The organism is Peribacillus sp. Bi96, assembly GCF_918698115.1.
Lineage (GTDB): Bacteria > Bacillota > Bacilli > Bacillales > DSM-1321 > Peribacillus.
The window spans coordinates 39,646-65,150 of the sequence record NZ_CAKKLV010000026.1; the positions used below are offsets into that span (position 1 = coordinate 39,646).

25 protein-coding genes, 2 rRNA genes and 2 other annotated features are annotated in these 25,505 nt (G+C 41.1%); all 27 genes read right to left on the reverse strand.

Annotated elements, in window-relative coordinates:
- Positions 1-31 precede the first annotated feature (31 nt).
- Positions 32-3,601: a DNA-directed RNA polymerase subunit beta gene (rpoB, locus tag LQ203_RS23120; protein WP_230161722.1), complete on the reverse strand. Its 3,570-nt coding sequence runs from the start codon at positions 3,599-3,601 to the stop codon at positions 32-34.
- A 237-nt stretch (positions 3,602-3,838) separates the two neighbouring features.
- Positions 3,839-4,444 carry a class I SAM-dependent methyltransferase gene (locus LQ203_RS23125; RefSeq protein ID WP_230161763.1) on the reverse strand — a complete coding sequence of 202 codons (606 nt, stop codon included), beginning with the start codon at positions 4,442-4,444 and terminating at the stop codon, positions 3,839-3,841.
- A 189-nt stretch (positions 4,445-4,633) separates the two neighbouring features.
- Complete coding sequence (gene rplL, locus LQ203_RS23130) at positions 4,634-4,993, reverse strand: 50S ribosomal protein L7/L12 (protein ID WP_230161724.1); 360 nt, start codon at positions 4,991-4,993, stop codon at positions 4,634-4,636.
- Between the two features lie 65 nt (positions 4,994-5,058).
- Positions 5,059-5,559: a 50S ribosomal protein L10 gene (gene rplJ, locus LQ203_RS23135; protein WP_230161726.1), complete on the reverse strand. Its 501-nt coding sequence runs from the start codon at positions 5,557-5,559 to the stop codon at positions 5,059-5,061.
- Between the two features lie 39 nt (positions 5,560-5,598).
- Positions 5,599-5,749, reverse strand: a sequence feature (ribosomal protein L10 leader region).
- A 46-nt stretch (positions 5,750-5,795) separates the two neighbouring features.
- Positions 5,796-6,491, reverse strand: a complete 696-nt coding sequence (rplA, locus tag LQ203_RS23140; RefSeq protein WP_230161727.1) for a 50S ribosomal protein L1 — start codon at positions 6,489-6,491, stop codon at positions 5,796-5,798.
- 107 nt (positions 6,492-6,598) lie between these two features.
- Entirely contained in the window at positions 6,599-7,024 is a 426-nt protein-coding gene (rplK, locus tag LQ203_RS23145; RefSeq protein ID WP_053349074.1) for a 50S ribosomal protein L11, read from the reverse strand.
- A 174-nt stretch (positions 7,025-7,198) separates the two neighbouring features.
- On the reverse strand, positions 7,199-7,732 hold the full coding sequence (nusG, locus tag LQ203_RS23150) for a transcription termination/antitermination protein NusG (protein ID WP_230161730.1): 534 nt from the start codon (positions 7,730-7,732) through the stop codon (positions 7,199-7,201).
- Positions 7,733-7,990: 258 nt separating this feature from the next.
- Positions 7,991-8,173, reverse strand: coding sequence for a preprotein translocase subunit SecE (gene secE, locus LQ203_RS23155; protein WP_214751063.1), 183 nt, complete (start codon positions 8,171-8,173; stop codon positions 7,991-7,993).
- A 52-nt stretch (positions 8,174-8,225) separates the two neighbouring features.
- Positions 8,226-8,375 carry a 50S ribosomal protein L33 gene (gene rpmG, locus LQ203_RS23160; protein ID WP_230161732.1) on the reverse strand — a complete coding sequence of 50 codons (150 nt, stop codon included), beginning with the start codon at positions 8,373-8,375 and terminating at the stop codon, positions 8,226-8,228.
- A 207-nt stretch (positions 8,376-8,582) separates the two neighbouring features.
- Positions 8,583-9,215 (reverse strand): RNA polymerase sporulation sigma factor SigH, encoded by a 633-nt coding sequence (gene sigH / locus LQ203_RS23165; RefSeq protein WP_230161765.1) that lies wholly within the window; start codon positions 9,213-9,215, stop codon positions 8,583-8,585.
- A gap of 85 nt (positions 9,216-9,300) precedes the next feature.
- Positions 9,301-9,810 carry an NYN domain-containing protein gene (locus LQ203_RS23170; protein ID WP_230161734.1) on the reverse strand — a complete coding sequence of 170 codons (510 nt, stop codon included), beginning with the start codon at positions 9,808-9,810 and terminating at the stop codon, positions 9,301-9,303.
- 4 nt (positions 9,811-9,814) lie between these two features.
- Positions 9,815-10,558, reverse strand: coding sequence for a 23S rRNA (guanosine(2251)-2'-O)-methyltransferase RlmB (gene rlmB / locus LQ203_RS23175; protein ID WP_230161736.1), 744 nt, complete (start codon positions 10,556-10,558; stop codon positions 9,815-9,817).
- Positions 10,555-10,977, reverse strand: coding sequence for a ribonuclease III domain-containing protein (locus tag LQ203_RS23180; protein WP_230161738.1), 423 nt, complete (start codon positions 10,975-10,977; stop codon positions 10,555-10,557). Before LQ203_RS23180 ends, rlmB begins: the two co-directional genes overlap by 4 nt.
- Positions 10,978-10,980: 3 nt before the next feature.
- Entirely contained in the window at positions 10,981-12,378 is a 1,398-nt protein-coding gene (cysS, locus tag LQ203_RS23185) for a cysteine--tRNA ligase (RefSeq protein ID WP_230161740.1), read from the reverse strand.
- Position 12,379: 1 nt separating this feature from the next.
- Complete coding sequence (gene cysE / locus LQ203_RS23190) at positions 12,380-13,030, reverse strand: serine O-acetyltransferase (protein WP_230161742.1); 651 nt, start codon at positions 13,028-13,030, stop codon at positions 12,380-12,382.
- Between the two features lie 83 nt (positions 13,031-13,113).
- Positions 13,114-13,361, reverse strand: a binding site (T-box leader).
- 42 nt (positions 13,362-13,403) lie between these two features.
- On the reverse strand, positions 13,404-14,861 hold the full coding sequence (gene gltX / locus LQ203_RS23195; protein ID WP_230161744.1) for a glutamate--tRNA ligase: 1,458 nt from the start codon (positions 14,859-14,861) through the stop codon (positions 13,404-13,406).
- 90 nt (positions 14,862-14,951) lie between these two features.
- Positions 14,952-15,431: a 2-C-methyl-D-erythritol 2,4-cyclodiphosphate synthase gene (ispF, locus tag LQ203_RS23200; protein WP_230161746.1), complete on the reverse strand. Its 480-nt coding sequence runs from the start codon at positions 15,429-15,431 to the stop codon at positions 14,952-14,954.
- Between the two features lie 14 nt (positions 15,432-15,445).
- The gene (gene ispD / locus LQ203_RS23205; RefSeq protein ID WP_230161748.1) at positions 15,446-16,132 is read right to left on the reverse strand and encodes a 2-C-methyl-D-erythritol 4-phosphate cytidylyltransferase; all 687 of its coding nucleotides are present in this window, start codon (positions 16,130-16,132) and stop codon (positions 15,446-15,448) included.
- 36 nt (positions 16,133-16,168) lie between these two features.
- Positions 16,169-17,266: a PIN/TRAM domain-containing protein gene (locus LQ203_RS23210; protein WP_230161750.1), complete on the reverse strand. Its 1,098-nt coding sequence runs from the start codon at positions 17,264-17,266 to the stop codon at positions 16,169-16,171.
- Positions 17,267-17,492: 226 nt separating this feature from the next.
- Positions 17,493-18,566: a DNA integrity scanning diadenylate cyclase DisA gene (disA, locus tag LQ203_RS23215; RefSeq protein ID WP_230161752.1), complete on the reverse strand. Its 1,074-nt coding sequence runs from the start codon at positions 18,564-18,566 to the stop codon at positions 17,493-17,495.
- 2 nt (positions 18,567-18,568) lie between these two features.
- Complete coding sequence (gene radA / locus LQ203_RS23220; protein WP_230161754.1) at positions 18,569-19,957, reverse strand: DNA repair protein RadA; 1,389 nt, start codon at positions 19,955-19,957, stop codon at positions 18,569-18,571.
- 198 nt (positions 19,958-20,155) lie between these two features.
- Positions 20,156-22,597: an ATP-dependent protease ATP-binding subunit ClpC gene (clpC, locus tag LQ203_RS23225; protein WP_230161756.1), complete on the reverse strand. Its 2,442-nt coding sequence runs from the start codon at positions 22,595-22,597 to the stop codon at positions 20,156-20,158.
- Positions 22,598-22,718: 121 nt separating this feature from the next.
- Positions 22,719-23,795, reverse strand: coding sequence for a protein arginine kinase (locus tag LQ203_RS23230; protein ID WP_230161758.1), 1,077 nt, complete (start codon positions 23,793-23,795; stop codon positions 22,719-22,721).
- Positions 23,792-24,343: a UvrB/UvrC motif-containing protein gene (locus LQ203_RS23235; RefSeq protein WP_230161759.1), complete on the reverse strand. Its 552-nt coding sequence runs from the start codon at positions 24,341-24,343 to the stop codon at positions 23,792-23,794. The genes LQ203_RS23230 and LQ203_RS23235 overlap by 4 nt, the downstream gene beginning before the upstream one ends.
- A gap of 21 nt (positions 24,344-24,364) precedes the next feature.
- Complete coding sequence (locus tag LQ203_RS23240) at positions 24,365-24,826, reverse strand: CtsR family transcriptional regulator (protein ID WP_230161761.1); 462 nt, start codon at positions 24,824-24,826, stop codon at positions 24,365-24,367.
- A gap of 372 nt (positions 24,827-25,198) precedes the next feature.
- A 5S ribosomal RNA gene (gene rrf / locus LQ203_RS23245) occupies positions 25,199-25,314 on the reverse strand.
- 64 nt (positions 25,315-25,378) lie between these two features.
- A 23S ribosomal RNA gene (locus LQ203_RS23250) occupies positions 25,379-25,505 on the reverse strand; the annotation flags it as partial.

Consider the following 25,505-nt stretch of genomic DNA (forward strand, 5'->3'; position numbering starts at 1 on the left):
AATTTATATCTCGATATGTTTATATTTAGTTTTATTCTTTGACAGGTGCCCCTACTTCGGAAGCAACCATATCTTTTGTATCTGCATCAAGGCTTAATTTGTCATTTTGGTTGCCTTCTTCTTCATCTTCCAAATCACGCATTTCGATTTCACGATCTTCGGCATTAAGAATTTTAACATCCAACCCTAAGCTTTGAAGTTCCTTAATCAATACTTTGAAGGACTCAGGAACACCAGGTTCAGGAACATTTTCACCTTTGACAATCGCTTCGTACGTTTTAACACGACCCACGACATCATCTGATTTAACGGTTAAGATTTCTTGTAATGTATAAGCAGCACCATAAGCTTCAAGTGCCCATACTTCCATCTCACCGAAACGCTGTCCGCCAAATTGCGCTTTACCACCAAGTGGTTGTTGCGTAACAAGGGAGTAAGGTCCAGTTGAACGTGCATGAAGTTTATCATCGACCATATGTGCCAGTTTGATCATATACATGACACCAACGGATACACGATTATCGAATGCTTCACCTGAACGGCCATCGTAAAGAACAGTTTTTGCATCACGGGACATCCCGGCTTCTTCAATCGTACCCCAAACGTCTTCCTCAGTAGCACCATCAAATACAGGAGATGCTACATGAATGCCAAGTGCGCGTGCAGCCATACCTAAGTGAAGCTCCAACACCTGACCGATGTTCATACGTGAAGGTACACCCAACGGGTTTAACATGATGTCGACTGGAGTGCCATCTGGTAAATAAGGCATATCTTCCTCAGGAAGGAGCCTGGAGATTACCCCTTTGTTACCATGTCGTCCAGCCATTTTATCGCCTTCGTGGATTTTACGTTTTTGTACAATATATACACGTGCAAGTTGGTTTACACCAGGAGGAAGTTCATCGCCATCTTCTCTGTTAAATACTTTAACATCAAGAACGATTCCACCGCCGCCGTGAGGTACACGAAGTGATGTATCTCTTACTTCACGTGCTTTTTCACCGAAGATTGCATGTAATAAACGTTCCTCAGCAGTCAATTCCGTTACACCTTTAGGCGTGACTTTACCAACTAGAAGGTCTCCGTCTTTTACTTCTGCACCAACACGGATAATTCCGCGCTCATCAAGATTACGAAGCGCATCTTCCCCTACATTAGGGATATCACGAGTGATTTCTTCAGGCCCTAATTTTGTATCGCGTGATTCAGATTCATATTCTTCAATATGAATAGAAGTGTACACATCATCTTTAACCAATCGTTCGCTCATGATGATGGCATCCTCATAGTTATATCCATCCCATGTCATGAAGGCAACTAATACGTTACGTCCAAGTGCCAACTCACCTTTTTCCATTGAAGGACCATCAGCAAGAATCTCACCTTTGACAACGTTGTCGCCAACACTGACGATAGGGCGTTGATTATAGCACGTTCCTTGGTTAGAACGAATGAATTTTAATAGACGGTATTTATCAAGATTTCCCTTTACTTGCTGTCCGTCAACTTCACTTACCCTGCGTACCCATACTTCACGTGATTCCACGTGTTCTACAATACCTGGGTGTTTACAGATGACAGCAGCACCGGAGTCTTTCGCTGAAACATATTCCATGCCCGTTCCGACACGAGGAGCTTCCGGTTGTAGCAAAGGCACTGCTTGACGTTGCATGTTCGCTCCCATAAGTGCACGGTTGGAGTCATCATTTTCCAAGAAAGGAATACATGCTGTCGCAGCAGATACAACTTGTTTAGGGGATACATCCATGTAGTCTACGCGGTCACGCGGAACAACGGTATTTTCACCGCGGAAACGTGCAACAACATCATTGTCAAGGAATGATCCGTCATCTGATAGACGTACATTCGCTTGGGCAACTACATAGTTATCTTCCTCATCAGCTGTTAAGTAATCGATTTGGCTTGTAATTCGACCAGTTTCAGGGTCCACACGACGATACGGTGTTTCAATGAAGCCATATGGGTTCACCTTTGCAAAACTGGATAATGAGTTAATCAAACCAATATTCGGTCCCTCTGGCGTTTCAATCGGACACATACGGCCATAGTGGGAATAATGAACGTCACGCACTTCAAATCCAGCACGCTCACGCGTCAAACCACCAGGTCCCAATGCAGATAGACGACGTTTATGCGTCAATTCAGCCAACGGGTTCGTTTGATCCATGAATTGAGAAAGCTGTGAGCTTCCAAAGAACTCTTTAATGGATGCAATGACTGGGCGAATGTTAATTAGTTGCTGCGGAGTGATTGTATTCGTATCCTGAATTGACATTCTTTCACGAACGACACGCTCCATACGAGATAAACCAATTCTAAATTGGTTTTGCAGCAATTCACCAACAGAACGCAGACGACGGTTACCTAAATGGTCAATGTCATCCGTGATTCCCACACCATGCAATAAATTAAAGAAATAACTAATAGAAGAAATGATATCAGCCGGTGTAATGTTTTTGACCTGGTCGGTCACATAGGCATTACCGATGATATTGATCACTTTTTCGCCTTCAGCATCGTTTGGTGCAAACACTTTAATAGGCTGAAGAAGAGTTTCCTCTTCCACTACACCACCGGATGGATGGAATGTCTTGAATCCGATTCCAGCTTCAATATGAGGCAGGATCCTATCAAGAGTACGACGGTCAAGCATTGTACCTTTTTCTACGATGATTTCCCCTGTTTCCGGATCAATCAAAGTCTCTGCAATACGTTGTCCAAATAAACGGTTCTTGATATGCAGTTTTTTGTTTATTTTATAACGTCCTACGTTAGCTAAATCATAACGTTTTGGATCAAAAAAGCGGGATACTAAAAGACTTTTCGCGTTATCGACAGTAGGTGGTTCACCCGGACGCAGACGCTCATAGATTTCTAGCAAAGCTTTTTCTACACTCTCTGTGTTATCCTTTTCAAGAGTGTTGCGAAGGTATTCGTTGTCACCGATCAAATCAATGATTTCTTGATCCGTTCCGAATCCAAGGGCACGCATCAATACCGTAATCGGTAATTTCCGTGTGCGATCGATTCGAACATACACAACATCCTTGGCGTCAGTTTCATATTCGAGCCATGCGCCACGGTTAGGAATAACCGTCGCAGAGAACCCAAGTTTACCGTTTTTATCCATTTTCCCATTGTAGTAAACGCTCGGTGAGCGCACTAATTGGGATACGATTACCCGTTCAGCACCATTGATGACAAATGTACCTGTTTCAGTCATCAGCGGGAAGTCGCCCATAAATACATCCTGGTCTTTAACTTCCCCTGTTTCCTTGTTAACAAGGCGCACTTTCACACGAAGCGGTGCAGAATAAGTAACGTCGCGTTCTTTTGTTTCTTCCACAGAATACTTCGGCTCAGCTAAGCTGTAATCGATGAATTCTAACGATAAATTACCTGTAAAATCCTCAATAGGCGAAATATCCTGGAACATTTCCTTTAAACCTACATCTAGAAACCATTGATAAGAAGCTGTTTGAATTTCAATCAGATTTGGAAGATCCAAAACCTCACTGATTCTTGCATAACTTCTACGTTGGCGGTGTCGTCCATACTGAACAAGTTGACCTGTCAACTGATTCACCCCTTAAATCAAGCGTTATAAGGATCCATTTGCCTTGGAAAAGAAATCATTTCCTAGACAAAAAGAAAATGGTTTTTATTTTAAAAACCACTATTTCTCATAAAACGAACTATTATTTATATATTTTTCCCATATTATCCATTGGTTATACACCAATGGTATAAAAATTGCATAGTTACGGAATTATATATATGCATTTTATAATACTAACATAGCGAAAATTTAGAGTCAAACCTTTTTGGATAATAGTATATAGTAGCCTTTCTTCTTAACAGGCACTTCAATATTTCCAAATAATTGCTCCATTTTATCCATGGCGGAAGGAGCCCCTTGTTTTTTTTGAATGACAACCCATAATTCTCCACCAGCTACCAAACTGCGATAGCTTTCTTCTAAAATTTCGTGGACTACACTTTTGCCTGCGCGAATGGGAGGGTTCGTAAGTATTGCAGCGAATTGATTGGAACCAACTTTGTCAAAACGATCACTTTCGAAAATCTTTACATTTGTGATCGCATTAGAAGCGGCATTTTCTTTGGACAATTCAACTGCCCGGCTATTTATATCAATCATTTCTATCGTTCTATCGGGAAAAGCTGCCGCAATTGATATTCCAATCGGTCCATAACCGCAACCAACATCGAGAATATCACCTTCCACAGCTTCATTAAGGTTAAAACTTTCAACCAAAAGACGTGACCCGAAATCAACTTCTTTTTTCGAGAAAACACCATTATCACTTTTAAAGCGAAAGGTACGTCCTTTTAATGTAAAATCCCAAAATTTCGGATTGCTTACGACATCCGGTTTATGTGAGTAGTAATGCTCTGTCAGAGTCATCTCCCCCTATCAGAAAGGAATATTGAAGATTTAACGAGAGAAGAGATTTGAAGAATGGATTCTTGCATGCCGGAAAGTTTGAATAATGACTTAACCAAACTATTATCAGCAAATTTCCGTCATTTCTTAAAAATGAAGAGAAAAAAGCCCGCCAGTGATAGCGAGCTTTTTGTTTATGCAAGATTACTTAACTTCAACGCCAGCTCCAACTTCTTCAAGCTTAGCTTTAACTTCTTCAGCTTCTTCTTTAGAAGCGCCTTCTTTGATTGCTTTTGGAGTGTTGTCAACAAGTTCTTTTGCTTCTTTAAGTCCAAGACCTGTAACTTCACGTACAGCTTTGATAACTTTGATTTTTTGATCTCCAGCAGATGTAAGGATAACATCAAACTCAGTTTGTTCTTCAGCAGCAGCGCCACCAGCAGCAGCTACAGCTACAGGTGCAGCAGCAGTTACGCCAAATTCTTCTTCGATTGCTTTTACAAGGTCGTTTAATTCTAAAACAGTCATGTTTTTAACTGCTTCAATGATTTGATCTTTAGTCATTGTTATTTCCTCCTCGAAATGGTTGGTTTTTTTTTTTGAATCAATAGGCTATATAAGCGGTTAGCTTACGCGCCTTGTTCTTCTTTTTGTTCTGCCACAGCTTTTGTAGCAAGAGCAAGTCCGCGCATAGGTGCTTGTAGCACGCTGAGTAGCATTGAAAGTAGGCCTTCGCGTGAAGGTAGTTCTGCAAGAGCTTTAATTTCTTCAGCAGTTGCAACATTTCCTTCGATAACTCCAGCTTTGATTTCTAACGCTTCATGTTTTTTCGCAAAATCGTTAAGGATTTTTGCTGGCGCAATAACATCTTCATTTGAGAATGCAATTGCGTTTGGTCCTGTTAATGATTCGTTCAAAGTGCTAAGTTCAGCACTTTCAGCAGCACGGCGAGTCAAAGAGTTTTTGTAAACTTTAAACTCAACGCCAGCTTCACGAAGTTGCTTACGAAGTTCTGTTAATTCAGCAACAGTCAATCCACGGTAGTCAACAACAACAGTTGATTGGCTTGCAGTTAATTTCTCAGAAATCTCAGCAACGATTTTTGACTTTTGTTCAATAATTGCGTTCATCCTTACACCTCCTGTAGATTTGCTTGAAAACATTTATACCGTTTCAAAGAAAAAGCCTTCATCTCTATTGCAGACATGAAGGCAGTAATTTCAAAGGTCATAGTCACCGACTATTATTATCGAATTACCTCGGCAGGAAATTAAGCTCGAATCGAGCACCTACTGTCTACGGTACAAATGATATTCATTTATTCACAACAAAACTTATTATAACAATAATAGTTTTGGAATGTCAATTATTTATTGAAAGTAGAAGGATCAACTTTCACGCCAGGGCCCATTGTAGTTGTTACAGAAACGTTTTTCATGTAAGTTCCTTTAGCAGCCGCAGGTTTAACTTTCATTAATGTATCATAGATAGTAGTGAAGTTTTCCACTAGTTTAGCATCTTCGAAAGATACTTTACCGATTGGAGCATGGATGTTACCAGCTTTATCTACGCGGTATTCAACTTTACCAGCTTTGATTTCATTAACAGCTTTTGTTACGTCGAATGTTACTGTACCAGTTTTAGGGTTAGGCATTAAACCTTTAGGTCCTAATACACGGCCAAGTTTACCAACTTCACCCATCATGTCTGGAGTCGCAACGATTACATCGAAATCGAACCATCCTTGTTGGATTTTGTTGATGAAGTCAGATTCACCAACGTAGTCAGCACCAGCAGCTTCTGCTTCTTTTGCTTTTTCGCCTTTAGCGAATACTAATACGCGTTGAGTTTTACCAGTACCATTCGGTAGAACTACTGCTCCACGAATTTGTTGGTCAGCTTTCTTAGGGTCTACACCTAAACGGAAAGCCACTTCAACAGTCGCATCGAATTTTGCGAAGTTTGCTTTTTTAGCAACTTCAATTGCTTCAGTTACAGCATAAGCCTTAGAAACTTCTACAAGCTTAGCTGCTTCAAGATACTTTTTACCTTTTTTAGCCATGATATAAATCCTCCTAAATTGTGGTTTTAACGGAATGACCTCCCACGAATAAAGGTTGCGAGTATCAATCGCAACCCCGTAGAAACAAATAACAACAATTACATGGATTAGTCTTCGATGACAATACCCATGCTGCGAGCAGTACCTTCAACCATACGCATTGCAGCTTCAACGTTTGCAGCGTTTAGGTCAGGCATTTTAGTTTCAGCAATCTCGCGCACTTGATCACGCTTGACTGTAGCAACTTTTTTACGGTTAGGTTCACCAGAACCAGACTCGATACCAGCTACTTTCTTAAGCAATACTGCAGCCGGTGGAGTTTTTGTAATGAATGTAAATGAACGGTCTTCAAATACCGTGATTTCAACAGGAATAATTAGACCAGCTTGATCTGCTGTACGAGCGTTGAACTCCTTACAGAATCCCATGATGTTTACACCAGCTTGACCTAATGCAGGACCGACTGGCGGTGCCGGATTCGCTTTACCAGCAGGAATTTGCAATTTAACCATTTTAATTACTTTTTTAGCCACGAGACACACCTCCTTATAAGTCCGTGATGTGGTAATAGGGATATACCCTCCCACTCATCTTGAATTCTTTATATATTAATAAAGAATGCTTGTATCGTTGAGGCCTAAAAATTGAAACATACTGACCTTTGAAATTTTACCACTTTCAAATGGCAATTTCAAGTTTTTTTCCGTTTATAATTTTTCCACTTGATTAAAATCAAGTTCTACCGGTGTATCACGACCGAACATATTGACTAGGACCCTTACTTTACCTTTATCTTTATCAAGTTCTTCAATCGGTCCTGCAAAGGTTGCAAACGGCCCTTCTTTAACCTGAACAGTATCTCCGATTTCAAAATCAACTTCGATTTTGCTTTCATCGACACCCATTCGTTTAAGAACGACTTCAATTTCTTCCGGTAGCAATGCAGTCGGTTTAGACCCAGCTCCAGATGAACCTACGAAACCTGTTACGCCAGGTGTATTCCGGACAACATACCAAGAATCATCCGTCATGATGATCTCAACCAATACATAACCCGGAAACACTTTCTTTTTGGTTACTTTCTTTTTGCCGTCTTTCATTTCTGTTTCTTCTTCTTCTGGAACTACGACTCGAAAGATCTTGTCTTCCATCCCCATTGTTTCAACACGTTTTTCCAAGTTAGCCTTAACCTTGTTCTCATAACCTGAATAGGTGTGAACTACATACCAATTCTTTTCCATGTGTTAGGACTTTAACGTCCTTCCCTCCCCGCAATCAATCAGTTTCTTTATTAATCTTTATCTTTGAACGTTTTAGCCAAAAAACCAATTCCGCGTCATCTCGACTTAACTAGAATATATAGTGATGATTCATATTACAGCAGTGGCACGATTTTGAACTTCTTCACTTCTTAAAAAAGACAAATTAAAAAACCCGTTTCCGGGCTTTTCTGCTGACACATATTATTCTATCACTATTATACCTTATTTTCGAATCTCTTATTCAATAACTAAGCGAATTAATTCGGAAATGCCCAAATCGACCACTGTAAAGAATAAAGCCATAAACAATACAGTCGTTACTACCACGATTGTATATTTGGTAAGCTCCTTGCGTTTTGGCCAGCTTACTTTTTGCATTTCGCGAGCGACTCCGCTGAAAAATTCGGTAAAACGTTTCATGAATGTATCCTCCAAGCATTAGACAGCTTCTGTCAATCTATTTATAAAACGGTTATTTCGTTTCTTTATGGATCGCGTGTGCGTTGCAAGTACTGCAAAACTTCTTGATTTCCAGGCGTTCGCCGCTTGTTGATTGTTTGCTTTCGTAACTATAATTTCTTGAACCGCAATCTATGCAGGCAAGAACGATTTTTTTTCGCATTAGATACACCTATCCTATCTACTATATCCATAAAACCTTATCACGGCTGTCTTTTATTGTCAATATCAAAGCAGGCTTTGCCCCTTTATGGATATTGGAAATAAGAAATTCCGGTTTCTTAACATCCATTTAAAAAATCTTAGTGAATAATAATAAACTTCCAAGTGGAGAAGGGACAGATGAAATTAAGCGGAAAAAGCGGAGGGATTATAAACTGATTTCCCTTACTTCCAGATAGCGCTCGAGTTTTCTTTTCACCCGCTGAAGGGCGTTATCGATTGACTTAACATGCCGGTTCAACTCTTCCGAAATTTCTTGGTAGGTTTGGCCATCCAAGTAAAGAGCTAACACTTTTCTCTCAAGATCACTCAGGAGCTCGGCCATTTTTAATTCGATATCGTCAAACTCTTCTTTGTTGATAATCAGCTCTTCCGGGTCCAAAACTTTCGTACCCGATATAATATCCATAAGAGTTCGGTCCGATTCCTCATCATAAATGGGCTTGTCCAGGGAAACATAGGAATTGAGCGGAATATGCTTTTGACGTGTAGCCGTTTTAATAGCTGTAATGATCTGCCTCGTAATGCATAGTTCTGCAAATGCTTTAAAAGAAGATAACTTATCTCCTTTAAAATCACGGACGGCTTTATATAAACCAATCATACCTTCTTGCACGATGTCTTCTTTATCTGCACCAATTAAGAAATAAGTCCTTGCCTTTGCCCTAACAAAATTACGATACTTTTGGATCAGAAAATCCAGCGCTTCGCTGTCTCCGGTGTGTACCAACCCTATCAATTCATCATCATCAAACTGCAGATATTTTTCGTTCAGTTTCATTCCGAATTTGAGACCCACATTAAATCCCCCTGACCTGACTCAGATAGAAATATTATACAGCAGGTAAAATTTACCCGTCAATGGTTCAAATCTTCCCCCGACGCCATTTTTCGAAAATTTCTGCCACTTCTTCACTTAGCGGAATTTTTGCTGCAGGTTTTATCGTCGTTGTTTTTCTTACATCTTTCTTGATTTCCCCTTGAATTTCTACCATTTCTATAAGCAGTTCGCGAGCAGATTTCCTTAGAGCCCCTTGACCAAAGATCACCCACTGTTCCGTGAAGTCAGAGGTTGCCACTTGAATCTGTGTTTTGACGTTATTCAGTTCAATGGCCATCTTTTCTATTCTCTCATCCGCCGTTTCATTTTCTTTTGTAAAAATTACATCAACGTTGTGATTTTTGAATATACGGGCAATTCCCTGAACATATTGAGCGTCAAATACGACAATTACGCGGTATCCGGTAAATGCTTGATATTCCGCCATCATTTCAATCAACCGATCTCTTGCAGCAGCAAGGTCCCGTTCTTTTAATTCTCTCAGTTCCGGCCAGGCTCCAATAATGTTATAACCGTCCACCAACAGAATATTCATCCCATCATTGTCCTAAAGGATTTCTTTTTCTATAAACCTCATACATCAATAAACTGGCTGCTACCGATGCATTTAACGAAGTGACTTGTCCTGCCATAGGGAGACGGATGAGAAAATCGCATTTTTCCTTCATTAACCGGGCCATACCTTTTCCTTCACTACCGATAACAAGTCCAATCGGCATCTTACCGTCCATGTTACGGTAATCATCACTGCCTTTTGCATCTGTTCCGACTATCCATACTCCGCGCTCTTTCAGCTCTTCCACCGCTCTTGCCAAGTTTGTAACGCGAGCAACCGGAATATACTCTATTGCACCTGTTGAAGCTTTAGCCACAGTTGCCGTTAAGCCCACCGCTCTTCTTTTCGGGATGATGATCCCATGGGCCCCTACAGCATCCGCCGTTCTCATGATCGAACCTAAATTATGCGGATCTTCAATTTCATCAAGGATCATGAAAAAAGGTGCTTCATCTCGTTCCGCAGCTTTTGCAAATAAATCATCCAATTCGACATATTCATAAGCAGCCACTTGTGCAACAACGCCTTGATGGATACCTTCTGCCATTTGGTCAATTTTTTTCTTCGGTACGATCTGCACGAATACCTTCTTTTCCTTCGCCAGACCGATTAGTGGTTGCATCGAGCCTTTTTGAGAGCCCTCCGCTATCCAAATTTTATTAACTTCCCGTTCGGAGCGAAGAGCTTCCAATACGGGGTTTCTGCCAATGATATATTCTTCGCTCATGGGTTACTCCCCTTTTCTTCTTCAATGTATTCAATAGATTTTTTAATGAGTTCTTCCATTCTTTCTATTCGACCGGATAAATACAAAAAGCCCATAAGTGCCTCGAAGGCTGTACTATAGCGATACGTTTGCACATCTGTATTCTTCGGTACCGAACCGGATTTCGCATTTCTGCCCCGCCGAACGACAGCGGTTTCCTCTTCCGATAACCATTCTGATTCGAGAAAAAAATGGATGACTTTATTTTGTGCTTTAGCCGCTACAAATGATGTAGCTTTTTTGTGAAGAAGATTGGGCTTGACCGCTCCTTTTTGAATGAGGTGATGCCGGATATACGTTTCGTATACGGCATCCCCTATATAAGCTAAAGCAAGACTGTTCAGCATTTTTGCATCTATCTTACTATCGTAATGAAGCATTAATTACCCTCTTTTCCATCTTGTACCTTGAGGGGTATCCTCTAATATGATATTCATGTTTTTCAAGCGATCACGAATTTCATCAGATAACCCAAAATTGCGGTCTTTCCGCGCTTGAATTCTCTGCTGGATCAAGCCTTCAATTTCTTCATCCAATAGCCCCTCTTCTTCCAGGGACAAACCGAGGACAGTAAATAAGGTATTGAATTTCTCAAGGAAAGCTTCGATGACTTCCTTGTCTGTATTTTTCTCCATTAAGTAATAATTTGCTTGCTTGGACAGTTCAAAGAGTATGGATATCGCATTAGCTGTGTTGAAATCATCATCCATTTCCTGAATGAACTGTTCATGTAAATCATTAACCTTCGAAAGCCAAACATCATTATTTTCAGTCAAACCATCGCTTAATTGAAGGCGATGCTTTAAGTTTTGATAAGATGTCTTTAACCGCTCAAGTGCCGCTTTTATATTTTCAAGCACTTCTTCACTATAATTGATGGGATGACGGTAATGTACGGATAACATAAAGAAGCGTAACACTTGCGGATCATGCTTCTGTATGATGTCATGCACAAGAACGAAATTCCCTAACGACTTAGACATTTTTTCATTGTCAATATTTATATACCCATTATGCATCCAATAATTCGCAAAGGACTTACCTGTCAATGCTTCAGATTGTGCAATTTCATTTTCATGATGCGGGAAAGCTAGATCTTGACCTCCTGCATGAATATCGATAGTATCACCCAAATACTTTTTGACCATTGCGGAGCATTCAATATGCCAACCAGGACGTCCCTTACCCCATGGGCTCTCCCATGATATTTCATCATCCTTAGCCGCTTTCCAAAGAGCAAAATCAAGGGCATCTTGTTTCTTCTCCCCAATTTCAATCCTAGCCCCGACTCTCAACTCATCGATGGACTGATGTGACAGTTTGCCATACCCCTCAAATTTACGAGTACGGTAGTACACATCCCCTTCAGATTCATAAGCGAATCCTTTTTCAATTAATGCCGAGATGAATTCAATGATAGCATCCATGTTCTCCATTACGGTTGGGTGAGCATCAGCTTTTTTGCAGCCCAAGGCAGACACGTCTTCAAAATAAGCCTTGATGAAACGTTCTGATATTGTCGGGACATCTTCCCCCAATTCTTTTGCCGCACGAATCAGTTTATCATCTACATCTGTAAAATTCGAAACGAATTGAACTTCATACCCACGGTAATCCAGATACCTGCGAACGGTATCAAATACGATTGCCGGTCTGGCATTACCAATATGAATGTAATTATAGACAGTGGGACCACATACGTACATCTTCACCTTTCCCTCTTCCATCGGGACAAAGGTTTCCTTTTTTCTTGTTGCTGTGTTATATATTTTAATTGCCATATTATAAACTCCTTTCTTCCTGCTTCTGCTCAGCCAACCTCGTTTTTAAGGCCCTGATTTCACTATCCATTTCCTTTAAACGATCAGCGATTGGATCAGGAAGATCTGAATGATTTAGGTCTTTTTTGATTTTGATACCATCTTGAATGACCACTTTTCCTGGAATGCCCACCACTGTGGAATTAGGTGGCACTTCCTTTAAAACGACCGAGCCTGCACCGATTTTTGAGTTCTCACCAACGGTAATGGAACCCAGAACTTTCGCTCCTGTTGCAATCAACACATTATCCTTTATCGTAGGATGGCGTTTTCCCTTTTCCTTTCCTGTCCCTCCAAGGGTTACACCTTGAAAGACAGAGACATTATCACCAATCTCGCACGTTTCGCCAATGACGATCCCCATTCCATGATCAATGAAGAAACGGCGGCCAATCGTAGCTCCTGGATGTATTTCAATCCCGGTAAAAAAACGACTGACTTGAGATATACTTCTCGCTAAGAAAAAAAACTTCTTCTTAAATAGTGCGTGAGCCATCCTATGACTCCAAATCGCATGTAATCCCGCATACGTCAAAATGACTTCCAAATAACTGCGCGCTGCAGGGTCTTGATCAAAAACCACTTCGATATCCTCTTTAAACATCTTTAACAAGATGATTCCCCCCTATGCTCTGTCTTTTTCTAACACCCCTTTTAAAGCTTTAAAGCATATAAAAAAGCGTCTCTGTCCATATAGACAGAGACGCTTTAAGCGCGGTTCCACTCTGTTTGGGATGTATGAAGCAGGTAAAGCTTTCCCTGTTTTTCCATCCCCAACTTTAATCCCTGTAACGGAGGACATTCCGCCTATGCCTACTATCGGTTAGTTCAGCAAAGGACTCAAGGGTGCATTTCAGAAAACGAGAGGCTTGAACCACTTTCAGCAGGTTATGGTTCTCTCTAAAAAGCTTCGTTTACTTACTTCTCCCCATCTACGCGTTCTTTTCTAAGATTATTAAATACTATATTACATTTTCGACAAATTGTTAATATAAAATACTCTGAATACGCTGTTTAATTTTTTCCTTGCCCAGTAATGAGATCGCCTTAGGCAAATCAGGACCATGTGTTTGACCCGTGACGGCTGCCCGAATCGGCATGAATAATTTTTTCCCTTTATGGCCTGTGCTTTTTTGTACCGCTTTAATCGACTTCTTGATTTCATCTGCTTTAAATTCTTCAAGCCCTTCGATTTCCTGAAGGAAAGCTTTCATGACTTCCGGCACTTGTTCCTCAGCCAGGACTTCCTTCGCTTCTGGTTCGAATTGGACCTCATCCTTGAAAAACAGTTCAGACAGCTCAACAATTTCCGCTCCATAGCTCATCTGCTCTTGATAAAGGGAAACAAGGCCATGTACCCACTCTGCTTCTTCAGCAGTTAGTGTCTCAGAAACCTTTCCAGCCTTAATTAAGTGAGGCATTGACAATTCGACTGCGCGATCCACGTCCAATTGCTTCAGGTATTGGTTATTCATCCATGTAAGCTTTTGCTTATCGAAAAGTGCAGGCGATTTAGACAATCGATCAGCATCGAAAAGATTAATGAACTCTTCTTTTGTGAAAATCTCTTCCTCTCCGACCGGAGACCAACCTAGTAATGTAATGAAATTGAATAAAGCTTCAGGTAAATAACCAAGCTCTTCATATTGCTCAATGAATTGAATGATTGATTCATCACGTTTACTCAGTTTCTTCCTGCTTTCGTTTACGATCAGCGTCATATGACCGAAAACCGGCGGCTCCCAGCCGAATGCTTCATAAATCATCATTTGCTTTGGAGTATTGGAAATATGGTCGTCCCCACGAAGGACATGGGAAATCTTCATCAGGTGGTCATCGACAGCAACTGCAAAGTTATAAGTTGGGATGCCATCTTTTTTCACGATAACAAAATCACCAAAGCCATCTGTATCAAACGAAACGTCATCCTTAACCATATCTTTGAAAGTAAGGACTTTCCCAGCTGGAACAGCAAAACGAATGCTAGGCTTTCTTCCTTCAGCCACTAGTTTCGCTTGCTCCTCTTCAGTTAAATGCTTGCACTTCCCTGAATATTTTGGTGTTTCATTACGCTCGACCTGTCCTTCACGTTCAGCTTCAAGCTCTTCTTCCGTACAATAGCATTTATAAGCCAAGCCCTTATCTAAAAGCTCTTGATGCAAACCCTGATATAGGTCGTTTCTTTCAGACTGACGATATGGCCCATATTCACCGCCTACATCGACACCTTCATCCCAATCCATACCAAGCCATTTTAAATATTTCAGCTGACTTTCTTCGCCGCCTTCAATATTTCTCTTTTGGTCGGTATCTTCAATACGGATGATGAATTTACCGCCTTTGTTTCGTGCGTATAAGTAATTAAATAAAGCCGTCCGTGCATTTCCTATATGTAAATGTCCAGTCGGACTCGGTGCATAGCGAACTCGAATATCGCTGCTCATGATATATATAGACCTCCCAGTCGTTCTTTTCTATTGTTCATTTTATCATTTATATACATTGGATTAAAGGCATCCACTCTAAAAACGAATTTAGTTTGATTTAACCAATAAGACTACAGCCTGTGCCGCGATTCCTTCGCTTCGTCCTGTAAATCCAAGTTTCTCCGTAGTGGTCGCCTTTACATTGATCCTATCTACCGAGGCATCTAAAAGTTCTGCAATCCTGACTCGCATGTCCTCAATATACGGTGCCATTTTCGGGCTTTGTGCAATGATTGTACAATCTGCATTGCCTAGGGTATATCCCTCTTTTTTTACAATCGCCCAAATATACTGAAGCAGTTTTGCCGAATCGGCATCTTTAAATTCCGGATCCGTATCCGGAAAATGTTTACCGATATCCCCTGCACCAATTGCCCCCAAACAAGCATCGGCAACAGTATGTAAAAGCACATCCGCATCCGAATGACCTAGCAAACCTTTCTCATACGGAATTGTAATTCCGCCAATGATCAATGGTCTTCCCTCTACAAGCTGATGAACGTCATATCCTTGTCCAATTCGAAACATATCATTCTCCCCAATCATCGTTTTCCATGTTGCTTATGTAAAATCGCTTCTGCAAAATAAAGATCTTCCTGAGTCGTAATTTTAATATTATCATAATTGCCCTCAATAATAACTACCTGTTCATTGATCCGTTCTAGCAAACTTGCATCATCCGTCCCCAAAAATGCTTCTGCCTCAGCCATTTCATACGCCCTTTTTAATATGGATAGACGAAAAGCTTGTGGAGTTTGTATCGCCCACAAGCTTGATCGTTCCACCGTTTCCAATACCTTTTTGTCGGTCGCTTTTTTAATCGTATCCTTAACTGGCACTGCGATGACGGCTCCTCCATGTATGGAAGCAGCAGCAGTCAATTCACTGATTTGCCCTTGATTGATAAAAGGGCGAGCTCCGTCGTGGACCAGGATGATTTTTTCTCTTGCACATTGCAAGCCATTATAAACGCTTTGTTGACGCTCCTTGCCACCCATAACGAGTTCCTTGACCTTCTTAAACTCATACATTGCTATCAATTGTTCGAAATAATCCTTTTCTGCCGGGTTAATCGAAAGGATAATCCCCCGACAGTCAGGATCTTCTTCAAAGACACGAAGTGTATAAACAATAATCGGGATGCCCGAAAGTTCAATAAAAAGTTTATTCTTGCCTGCCTTCATTCTTTTCCCTTGTCCAGCTGCAGGTATCACGACTTCATAAAACATAACGGTTTCTCCTACTCTTTATAATGCTTTTTCTATTTATAATGCTTTCTCTAATAGTTTCGGTTTAGCGAATATCATTCTGCCTGCAGAAGTTTGCAGTACACTTGTGACAAGTACATCGATGCGTTTTCCAATATGGTCACGGCCACCCTCGACAACGATCATTGTACCATCGTCTAAATAAGCGATGCCTTGGTTCTGCTCTTTCCCGTCCTTAATGACTTGAACATTCATCTCTTCCCCAGGAAGTACAACAGGTTTAACGGCATTGGCAAGATCATTGATATTAAGCACCGCCACATTTTGAAACTCGCATACTTTGTTTAAATTGAAATCATTTGTAACGACCATTCCGCCCGATATTTTGGCCAGCTTCACTAGTTTACTGTCCACTTCCTGAATGTCGTCAAAATCTCCCTCGTACATCTCCACTTTAATCGGCAGGTCTTTTTGAATTCGATTCAAGATATCCAAACCGCGTCTTCCACGATTCCTTTTTAAAGCATCTGAAGAATCGGCAATGTGCTGAAGTTCGTTTAAAACGAATTGAGGGATAACTATGGTGCCTTCTAGAAAGCCTGTCTGACAAATATCCGCGATTCTTCCGTCAATGATGACGCTTGTATCGAGAATCTTCAGCCGCTTGTCATAACCTTCTTCATCCTCTTCACTTGCTTCACCATCGGAATTTTTTTTCTTATTATTTTTCGTAAATAAATTCAATAGCTCATCACGTTTTTTAAAGCCAACCTGGAAACCAAGATAACCGAATAAAAGCGTAAGGATGATCGGAACCACTGTATTTAAAATAGGAACCCTGATGGCACTGAAGGCGGAGCCAACCAAGAACGCCGCAAGCAATCCCACTAAAAGACCCACGCTTCCAAAGATTATGTCCGTAATTGGTATCTTAACAAGCTGTTCCTCCAGCCACTTCATAAAATAGATCACATGATCTACTGCCCAAAAAGTAATAAGATAAAAGATAATGGCACCCAACAGTACACTTACATAAGGATTGTTTATTAAAGCAATATCATCTGCATGTAATACAATTAATAATTCTGGAATGAGTAACATACCAAGTGTTCCACCGACTATTAAGAAGCATGCTTGTATAATGCGTTTTAACATCCCTTTCACCTCCCTCTACTCATTATTGACCAATAAAAAAAAATGAAACCTTCGAAAATTCGTTTTCATTATATACGTGAAATTCACTTAAGGAATTAGTGGATTTACAAATATGACTTCTTCTCTTTTTCGTAATATTAGCCTAGCACCCTGAGTTTTGAGTGTCAAAAATAAACACTATTCAATTTCACACTGAATTAGGATAATTTTGAAGGACCTTTGCACATTACATCCTTCTATTTGTGACCAGCTGATTTTTTAAAATACGGAGTCCTTCTTTAATTTTATTAGCGCGAACTTCACCAATCCCCTCTACATCGTCAAGATTTTCAACCGTAGCTTTATTGACTTCACTAAAGCTTCCGAACTGTTTCACTAAATTTTCGATGATCAAACCCGGCAAGCGAGGGATTTTATGAAGAATACGATAGCCACGGGGATGTATTGGCTCATCAAGGTGTATGTATCCGTGATAGCCCAGCACCTTTAGAAGTATGCTTTCGTCCAGTTTTTCCTGCATGGCCAACTCTTGAAGCCGAAAAATGATTTCCTCGGGTTTTTCATCATTACTGGAGGTATAATCCTTGATAAGCCATTTCCCCTCCGTTTCAATATCTGCCAGGATTTCATTCATTTGCAAACGGATCAGCCTTCCTTCCGTACCAAGCTCATTAAGGTAGGTCAGTAGCTCCGCCTTGATCCTAAGCACCATTACATATCGATGAAATACCTGCAAAAGGTCGGCATACGTCACGATTTCCTCAAACTCCAGTGCTCCTAATACTGATATGCTCTGCTGTAGAACCACCTTATATTTTTCCAAGGTCTGAATGGCCAGATTAGCCTTAGCAAGTATGACTCCTATATCTTTGAGGGCATACCGGAAATTGCCTTGATATAAAGTGATGACATTCCGTCGTTGTGAGATTGCAATGACCAACGACTTGGTCTCCCTTGCTACACGTTCCGCGGTCCGATGGCGCATTCCCGTTTCAGTGGAAGGTGTACTATTATCCGGCACCAATTGGGCATTGGCGAAAATGATTGTATCGGCTGTTTCATTTAAAATGATCGCTCCGTCCATCTTCGCCAGCTCATACAATGTACTTGGGGTACAGTTACAGTTGATTTGGAAGCCGCCATCCACAATCGTTCGAACCTTCTCGTTATATCCGACCACTATCAAACCGCCCGTATTGGCCCTCAAGACATTTTCAATACCCTCCCGAAGCGGGGTACCCGGAGCAACAATTTGCAATATCTCCAATTTTGTTTTCTCATACCCTTTTTTATCTGTCATACTTAACCCCCTAATGAATGTTGAAGAGCCTCCGAAACCGATGACACACCGACGATCTTAATCCCTTTTGGCGCGGTCCATCCCCCTATATTATTAGCAGGTATTATAACCCGCTCAAACCCTAGTTTTGCTGCTTCCTGCACTCTTTGTTCAATTCGCGACACCCTTCTTACCTCACCAGTCAGCCCCACTTCACCAATGATACAATCGGTAGGGTTTGTTGGCTTATCACGGAAGCTCGAAGCAATGCTGATTGCGACAGCCAGATCAATGGCCGGTTCATCCAGCTTGACACCACCAGCAACCTTTAAATATGCATCTTGATTTTGGAGCAGCAAGCCCACTCTTTTTTCCAAAACTGCCATTAAGAGCGAAACCCGATTATGGTCAATCCCTGTGGCCATTCGCCTTGGATTGCCAAAACTCGTAGGTGAAATCAATGCTTGAATTTCGACTAGCACCGGTCTCGTTCCTTCCATGGATGCAACAACGGTGGAACCTGAAGCTCCTTGCGACCGTTCTTCAAGGAAAATTTCCGATGGATTCGCAACTTCTTCCAAACCATGTTCCTTCATTTCAAAAATACCCATCTCATTCGTCGAACCAAAGCGATTTTTGACCGCACGTATAATTCGATATGTATGGTGTCTTTCTCCTTCAAAATATAAAACGGTATCAACCATATGCTCAAGCAGCCGTGGCCCAGCAATCGCGCCTTCCTTTGTAACGTGGCCGACGATAAAGATCGCAACCCCATTCGTTTTGGCAATGCGCATGAGCGAGGCTGTGCATTCCCGAACTTGCGAAACACTTCCTGGCGCAGATGTAACCTCCGAATGGTACACCGTTTGAATGGAATCAATAATGACCAAATCTGGTTTTACCTCTGTGATCGCCTGTTGGATATAGTCCATATCCGTTTCCGCATACACGAATAAGTTTTCTGACATGGTCCCCAGCCGGTCCGCTCTCAATTTAGTTTGCTTGACTGATTCTTCCCCTGATATATAAAGCACTTTTTTCTGTTTATGTGCCAATTGGGAAGATACTTGCAAAAGCAGGGTGGATTTACCGATACCCGGATCGCCTCCAATCAATACAAGTGATCCTTGCACAATCCCTCCCCCAAGAGCACGATTCAATTCCATTAAATCCGTCTTGATCCGGGGTTCCTTTTCAGATTGAATGGTAGTTATAGGTGCAGCCTTCTCTCGTTCTCCGGAACCTCTAACCTCTGAATGTGTAAAAGCACCTTTTCTAGCAGGTTTAACGATTTCAGTTTCCTCGACCATCTTGTTCCATTCACCGCACCCTGGGCATTTCCCCATCCATTTAGCGGACTCATATCCACAAGACTGACACATAAATTTGGTTTTCTTCTTTACAGCCATAATTACTCCTCTTTCTTTGAAAAAAATACCTATATTAAGGATATTAGATCTTTGTTTTATTTAAACCTTCTAAAGGCTAAGTTTTTTTAAAAAAATAATCACTGTACCATTTCTCTTATATACTCAACTCTACCTATGGATAAAAAACAGAGGTACACTGCAAAAAGATCTGCGTGTACCTCGGAGTTTAGAAACAGGTTATTCACTTACGTTAACAGGCTCGCCTTGGCGGATTGCAAACTCATTATTCACAACATCCATCACGACCGTTTGCCCTTTTTTCACGTTACCCTTAAGCAATTCTTCGGAGAGATAATCTTCCACATGTTTTTGAAGCGCCCTGCGGATTGGTCGTGCCCCATATTCAGGATCAAAACCTTCCGTAGCAATTTTTTCTCTAGCCGCATCTGTCAGCTCCAAGTATATTTCCTGTTCTTTCAGGCGGGTAGTCAGTTGATTGGACATTAATGTAACGATTTGTTTTAAATGATCCTTCTCTAATGAGTGGAACACAATCGTTTCATCAATACGATTGAGGAATTCCGGACGGAATGCACGTTTAAGTTCTTCCATCACTTTCCCTTTCATATTTTTGTAGTCCTGACCAGTATCCTGGATATTAAAGCCAACATATTTATCAATTTTTAAGGCTGATGCCCCTACATTCGATGTCATAATCAGAATGGTATTCCTGAAATCTACAGTACGCCCCTTGGAATCTGTAAGTCTTCCGTCCTCCAATACTTGCAGAAGAATATTGAAGACATCTGGATGTGCCTTTTCAATTTCATCAAGCAGAACGACCGAATATGGTTTCCTCCGCACTTTTTCCGTTAACTGTCCGCCTTCTTCGTATCCAACATATCCTGGAGGGGAACCAACAAGACGTGAAGTCGAATGCTTCTCCATATATTCGGACATATCAATACGGATCATAGCATCTTCATCACCAAAGATGGATTCAGCCAAAGCACGGGCAAGCTCGGTTTTACCAACCCCTGTAGGCCCCAAGAAGATGAAAGAACCAATTGGACGTTTAGGATCCTTCAAGCCTGCTCTTGCACGTCGTACTGCTTTAGAAACCGCAATGACAGCCTCTTCTTGCCCAATTACTCGATCGTGGAGAATGGATTCCATATTAAGCAGTTTATCGGACTCTGTTTGCGCCAGTTTAGTGACTGGAACTCCCGTCCAGCTGGACACGACATGTGCAATATCATCCACAGTAACTTCACTGTTCTCTTGCCCTTGTTTTTCTTTCCAAGTCTTTTTCGTTTCTTCCAATTGTTCTCTTAAGCGTTGTTCAGTATCGCGAAGCGAAGCAGCCTTTTCAAATTCCTGGCTCTGAACGGAGGCATCCTTTTCCTTACGAACATCATCTAGCTTCACTTCAAGTTCCTTTAGGTTTGGTGGCGTTGTGTAAGAACGTAACCGAACTTTTGATCCAGCTTCATCAATCAAATCAATGGCTTTATCCGGTAAAAACCGATCGGAAATGTAACGATCAGATAACTTGACTGCTGCATCAATCGCTTCGTCCGTAATTGATACTCTGTGATGGGCTTCATAACGGTCGCGTAAACCCTTCAAAATTTGAATCGATTCTTCCATTGTCGGTTCATCAACTTGGATTGGCTGGAAACGGCGTTCAAGCGCGGCATCTTTTTCTATATACTTACGATACTCATCCAAAGTCGTTGCACCGATACATTGTAATTCACCACGTGCCAATGATGGTTTAAGGATATTGGAAGCATCGATGGCACCCTCTGCACCACCAGCACCAATCAATGTGTGCAATTCATCGATGAATAGGATAATGTTGCCTGCCTGACGAATTTCGTCCATTACTTTCTTCAATCGGTCCTCAAATTCACCCCGGTATTTCGTACCAGCCACAACAGTACCCATATCAAGTGTCATTACGCGTTTATCACGCAGGATTTCAGGTACCTCATTATTGATGATCTGTTGGGCAAGACCTTCAGCGATGGCTGTTTTACCTACCCCAGGTTCACCAATTAATACTGGGTTATTCTTTGTACGACGGCTTAATACCTCTATGACACGCTGTATTTCCTTACCTCTTCCGATTACTGGATCCAGGCTTCCTTCCCGAGCGATCGCCGTTAAATCACGGGCAAGGCCATCGAGTGTTGGCGTGCTTGCATTGGAGGCTGCTGAACCTTGATGACCACCTGATTCATTGCTGCCCAAAAGCTGTAATACTTGTTGACGAGCTTTATTCAAGCTTACTCCCAGATTATTCAATACGCGGGCGGCTACACCTTCCCCTTCTCGTATCAAACCTAGTAGTACATGCTCTGTTCCAACATATGAATGACCTAATTTTCTAGCCTCATCCATGGAAAGCTCAATTACTTTCTTGGCTCTTGGAGTATAATGTATCGTTTGAGCTGTATCCTGTCCACGGCCGATCAAATTTTCTACTTCTTTCTGTATTTTATCCGGCCCCAACCCAAGAGCAAATAACGCTTTGGCTGCAATGCCGTCACCTTCCCGGACCAAGCCTAGTAAAATATGTTCCGTGCCGATATTATTATGTCCTAAACGGATTGCCTCTTCTTGGGCTAATGCTAATACTTTCTGGGCTCTTTCAGTAAAACGACCAAACATCATAGGGAATTCCTCCTTAAGAATTTTCGTTTTGAATTAGGTTTCTGACAATTCTATAAGTAATGGCAGGGTCTTGCTTCACATCTATTACTTGAATATAGGTACTCCTCCGAGGTAATGACCTCTATGAGGAGGAAGATTCCGTGAAATTCAAGCGTTCTCGAATGAGTGCTGCTCTACGGATATCTCTTTCGTGGGATTTTAAAGGGCCACCTGCGTACTTTTGTAAAAATCCCGATTGTGTCAAAATCATCAACTCATTAAGAATGCTTTTGGAAATATTTTTTATATACCCAAGATCAATACCTAACCTAACATCGGAAATACAGGTAGCTGCTTCCTTTGTCTCAATGATTCGAGCATTGGACAATATCCCATATGAACGAAATATTCTATCTTCTAATTGTATGTGAGAGGTCCTCACTAATGCACCCCTTGCAGACCGTTCCTGGGCAATGATTTGTTGCACTACACTTGTTAGATCTTCAACAATATCTCTTTCCGACTTTCCAAGAGTAATTTGATTCGAGATTTGAAAGATATTCCCTAACGCTTGACTGCCCTCTCCATAAATCCCTCGTACCACCAGCCCCAATTGATTGATGGCCGGTATGATATTATTCATCTGCTGTGTAAGGACCAGGCCCGGCAGATGCATCATGACGGACGCCCTTAAACCTGTTCCCACATTAGTTGGACAGCTAGTTAGGTATCCTCTTTCTTCATCATATGCATAGTCTATGGATTCTTCAATCCAATCGTCAAGAACATTTGCAATCTTTAAAGTTTCCTTTAATTGCAGCCCCGACATTAAACACTGAATACGGAGATGATCCTCCTCGTTAATCATGATACTAATTTCTTCATTTTCCGAAAGAAGACAAGCACTCTTTGCTGTTTCCTCAACTAAGTGAGGACTGATTAAATGTTTTTCAACGAGAACACGTTTTTCCAGTGGCTGTAATTGGTCAATCTCTAGCAGTTCCAGTTTACCAATCTCCGGAGTTACTTCCTCTTCAATTCTTTTTTTAACCAATTCAATGATTTTTTTAGCTTCATCATTAGAAAAGGAGGTTGGAAAGGTAAAGTCTTCGAAGTTCCTGGCCAACCGAATCCTGGAACTCAATACAATATCGATCTCCGGCCCTTCGGCACTCATCCAGGAACTCAAGGCGTTTTCTACAAACTTTTCCAAGCTCATAATTCCTCGCCTCCCTCTAGTGCTTCATACCTTTTTTCAAGAGAACGAATCTTATCCCTTACCTCTGCCGCTTTCTCGAACTCTTCTTGATTAATGTGAATCTTTAAAACCTCTTTTAAATCCAATATTTGTTTTCTAAGATATATCGTGCCACCAATCCTTTTTGGAATTTTCCCTATATGTGCCGTATTGCCGCTATGCACCCTCTTTAAAATCGGGTTTAACTGTTCATTGAACGTTTTATAACATTCGGCACAACCAAACTTTCCAATGTGGACAAATTCTTTATAGGATCGATGACAATGCGGGCAACGCCTCTCTTCTGTTTTAGGAAATGCATTTGCCTTTGTCTGTTGAATATTCGACTCCATATTCAACAATCCTGCTAATAAATTATTTATTGAAAAACCATGCCCTCCTGCATCCATGAAAATCTCACCTTTTTCCTGAGCACATTTCTCACAAATCATGACTTCAGTCTTTTTTCCATTAATGATTTTCGTGAAGTGTAGGGTAGCAGGTCTTTGATGACATTCCTGGCAAATCATCGTTCATCACCTCTGCCCGTTTCATTTATATTTTAAAGTCGTAAGCATCGCAGTTAAAATTCTTGCTCTAAGCTCATCGCGGTCAGGCAGGTCGATATAAATCACCGATCTATCAATGACGCTCATCATAATTTTTGCTTCTCTCTCATTAATGACTTCCTCATTCATAAGCCGGGTAATCACCCCTTCAGCCATGGATTGAGTTACCCTAGTACCAATAAGCGATAATAATTGGTTAATAAGATGCACGTAATCCTGCGACTCCACTTTCATGATGCGTATATACCCGCCGCCGCCGCGCTTACTCTCTACAACGTAACCTCTCTCGATTGTAAACCTTGTATTGATTACGTAATTGATTTGAGAAGGAACACACTGAAATTTATCTGCTATTTCACTTCTTTTAATCTCTAAGATATCTTTTTGACTTATTTCCAGTACTTGCTTCAAATAAGTTTCGATAACATCAGATATGTTTCTCACTCAGCCTCCTCCAATCTGACTTTGACTATATTTGACTATTATTATACAATGAAAAATGCATTTTGCAACTTAAACGCACTTTCTTTCTGTATTATCCATTTTCTCCAAATTATATGTAGTTACATACCCCATTGAACATGAAAGTTAAAATATCTTACTTAAATACCCTAAACAAGTCATTATAAAACCTGAATGTTTCGCTACTTAGGCTTTCTCTCCTCAAAAAATTTGCTTATTTCATCACTACCTGCTTATTCATTTCTCATATTATTTCAACCTAAACAAAAAAGACCAGCTCCTATGCTGACCTTTAAATCAAAATATCTATTTTCAAATCAAAAAAGACCAGCCGGATGGCTGATCTTTAAAATGGCTTGGCGGCGTCCTACTCTCACAGGGGGAAACCCCCAACTACCATCGGCGCTGAAGAGCTTAACTGCCGTGTTCGGAATGGGAACGGGTGTGACCTCTTCGCTATCGTCACCAAACATATCAGGAACGTTGTTCCTTCAAAACTAGATAATAAGAAGGTATTTCATTTTTCAAAAAGCGTTGGTTAAGTCCTCGATCTATTAGTATCAGTCAGCTCCACATGTCGCCACGCTTCCACCTCTGACCTATCAACCTGATCATCTTTCAGGGATCTTACTAGCTTGCGCCATGGGAAATCTCATCTTGA

What these genes read in the sequence shown, in the direction of transcription:
- rplL (WP_230161724.1), bottom strand. Translation starts at nt 4,993, where the DNA reads ATGACTAAAGATCAAATCATTGAAGCAGTTAAAAACATGACTGTTTTA.
- rplJ (WP_230161726.1), bottom strand. Translation starts at nt 5,559, where the DNA reads ATGAACGCAATTATTGAACAAAAGTCAAAAATCGTTGCTGAGATTTCT.
- rplA (WP_230161727.1), bottom strand. Translation starts at nt 6,491, where the DNA reads ATGGCTAAAAAAGGTAAAAAGTATCTTGAAGCAGCTAAGCTTGTAGAA.
- nusG (WP_230161730.1), bottom strand. Translation starts at nt 7,732, where the DNA reads ATGGAAAAGAATTGGTATGTAGTTCACACCTATTCAGGTTATGAGAAC.
- secE (WP_214751063.1), bottom strand. Translation starts at nt 8,173, where the DNA reads ATGAAACGTTTTACCGAATTTTTCAGCGGAGTCGCTCGCGAAATGCAA.
- rpmG (WP_230161732.1), bottom strand. Translation starts at nt 8,375, where the DNA reads ATGCGAAAAAAAATCGTTCTTGCCTGCATAGATTGCGGTTCAAGAAAT.
- sigH (WP_230161765.1), bottom strand. Translation starts at nt 9,215, where the DNA reads ATGAAACTGAACGAAAAATATCTGCAGTTTGATGATGATGAATTGATA.
- LQ203_RS23170 (WP_230161734.1), bottom strand. Translation starts at nt 9,810, where the DNA reads ATGAATATTCTGTTGGTGGACGGTTATAACATTATTGGAGCCTGGCCG.
- rlmB (WP_230161736.1), bottom strand. Translation starts at nt 10,558, where the DNA reads ATGAGCGAAGAATATATCATTGGCAGAAACCCCGTATTGGAAGCTCTT.
- LQ203_RS23180 (WP_230161738.1), bottom strand. Translation starts at nt 10,977, where the DNA reads ATGCTTCATTACGATAGTAAGATAGATGCAAAAATGCTGAACAGTCTT.
- cysS (WP_230161740.1), bottom strand. Translation starts at nt 12,378, where the DNA reads ATGGCAATTAAAATATATAACACAGCAACAAGAAAAAAGGAAACCTTT.
- gltX (WP_230161744.1), bottom strand. Translation starts at nt 14,861, where the DNA reads ATGAGCAGCGATATTCGAGTTCGCTATGCACCGAGTCCGACTGGACAT.
- ispF (WP_230161746.1), bottom strand. Translation starts at nt 15,431, where the DNA reads ATGTTTCGAATTGGACAAGGATATGACGTTCATCAGCTTGTAGAGGGA.
- ispD (WP_230161748.1), bottom strand. Translation starts at nt 16,132, where the DNA reads ATGTTTTATGAAGTCGTGATACCTGCAGCTGGACAAGGGAAAAGAATG.
- LQ203_RS23210 (WP_230161750.1), bottom strand. Translation starts at nt 17,266, where the DNA reads ATGTTAAAACGCATTATACAAGCATGCTTCTTAATAGTCGGTGGAACA.
- disA (WP_230161752.1), bottom strand. Translation starts at nt 18,566, where the DNA reads ATGACAGATAAAAAAGGGTATGAGAAAACAAAATTGGAGATATTGCAA.
- radA (WP_230161754.1), bottom strand. Translation starts at nt 19,957, where the DNA reads ATGGCTGTAAAGAAGAAAACCAAATTTATGTGTCAGTCTTGTGGATAT.
- clpC (WP_230161756.1), bottom strand. Translation starts at nt 22,597, where the DNA reads ATGATGTTTGGTCGTTTTACTGAAAGAGCCCAGAAAGTATTAGCATTA.
- LQ203_RS23230 (WP_230161758.1), bottom strand. Translation starts at nt 23,795, where the DNA reads ATGAGCTTGGAAAAGTTTGTAGAAAACGCCTTGAGTTCCTGGATGAGT.
- LQ203_RS23235 (WP_230161759.1), bottom strand. Translation starts at nt 24,343, where the DNA reads ATGATTTGCCAGGAATGTCATCAAAGACCTGCTACCCTACACTTCACG.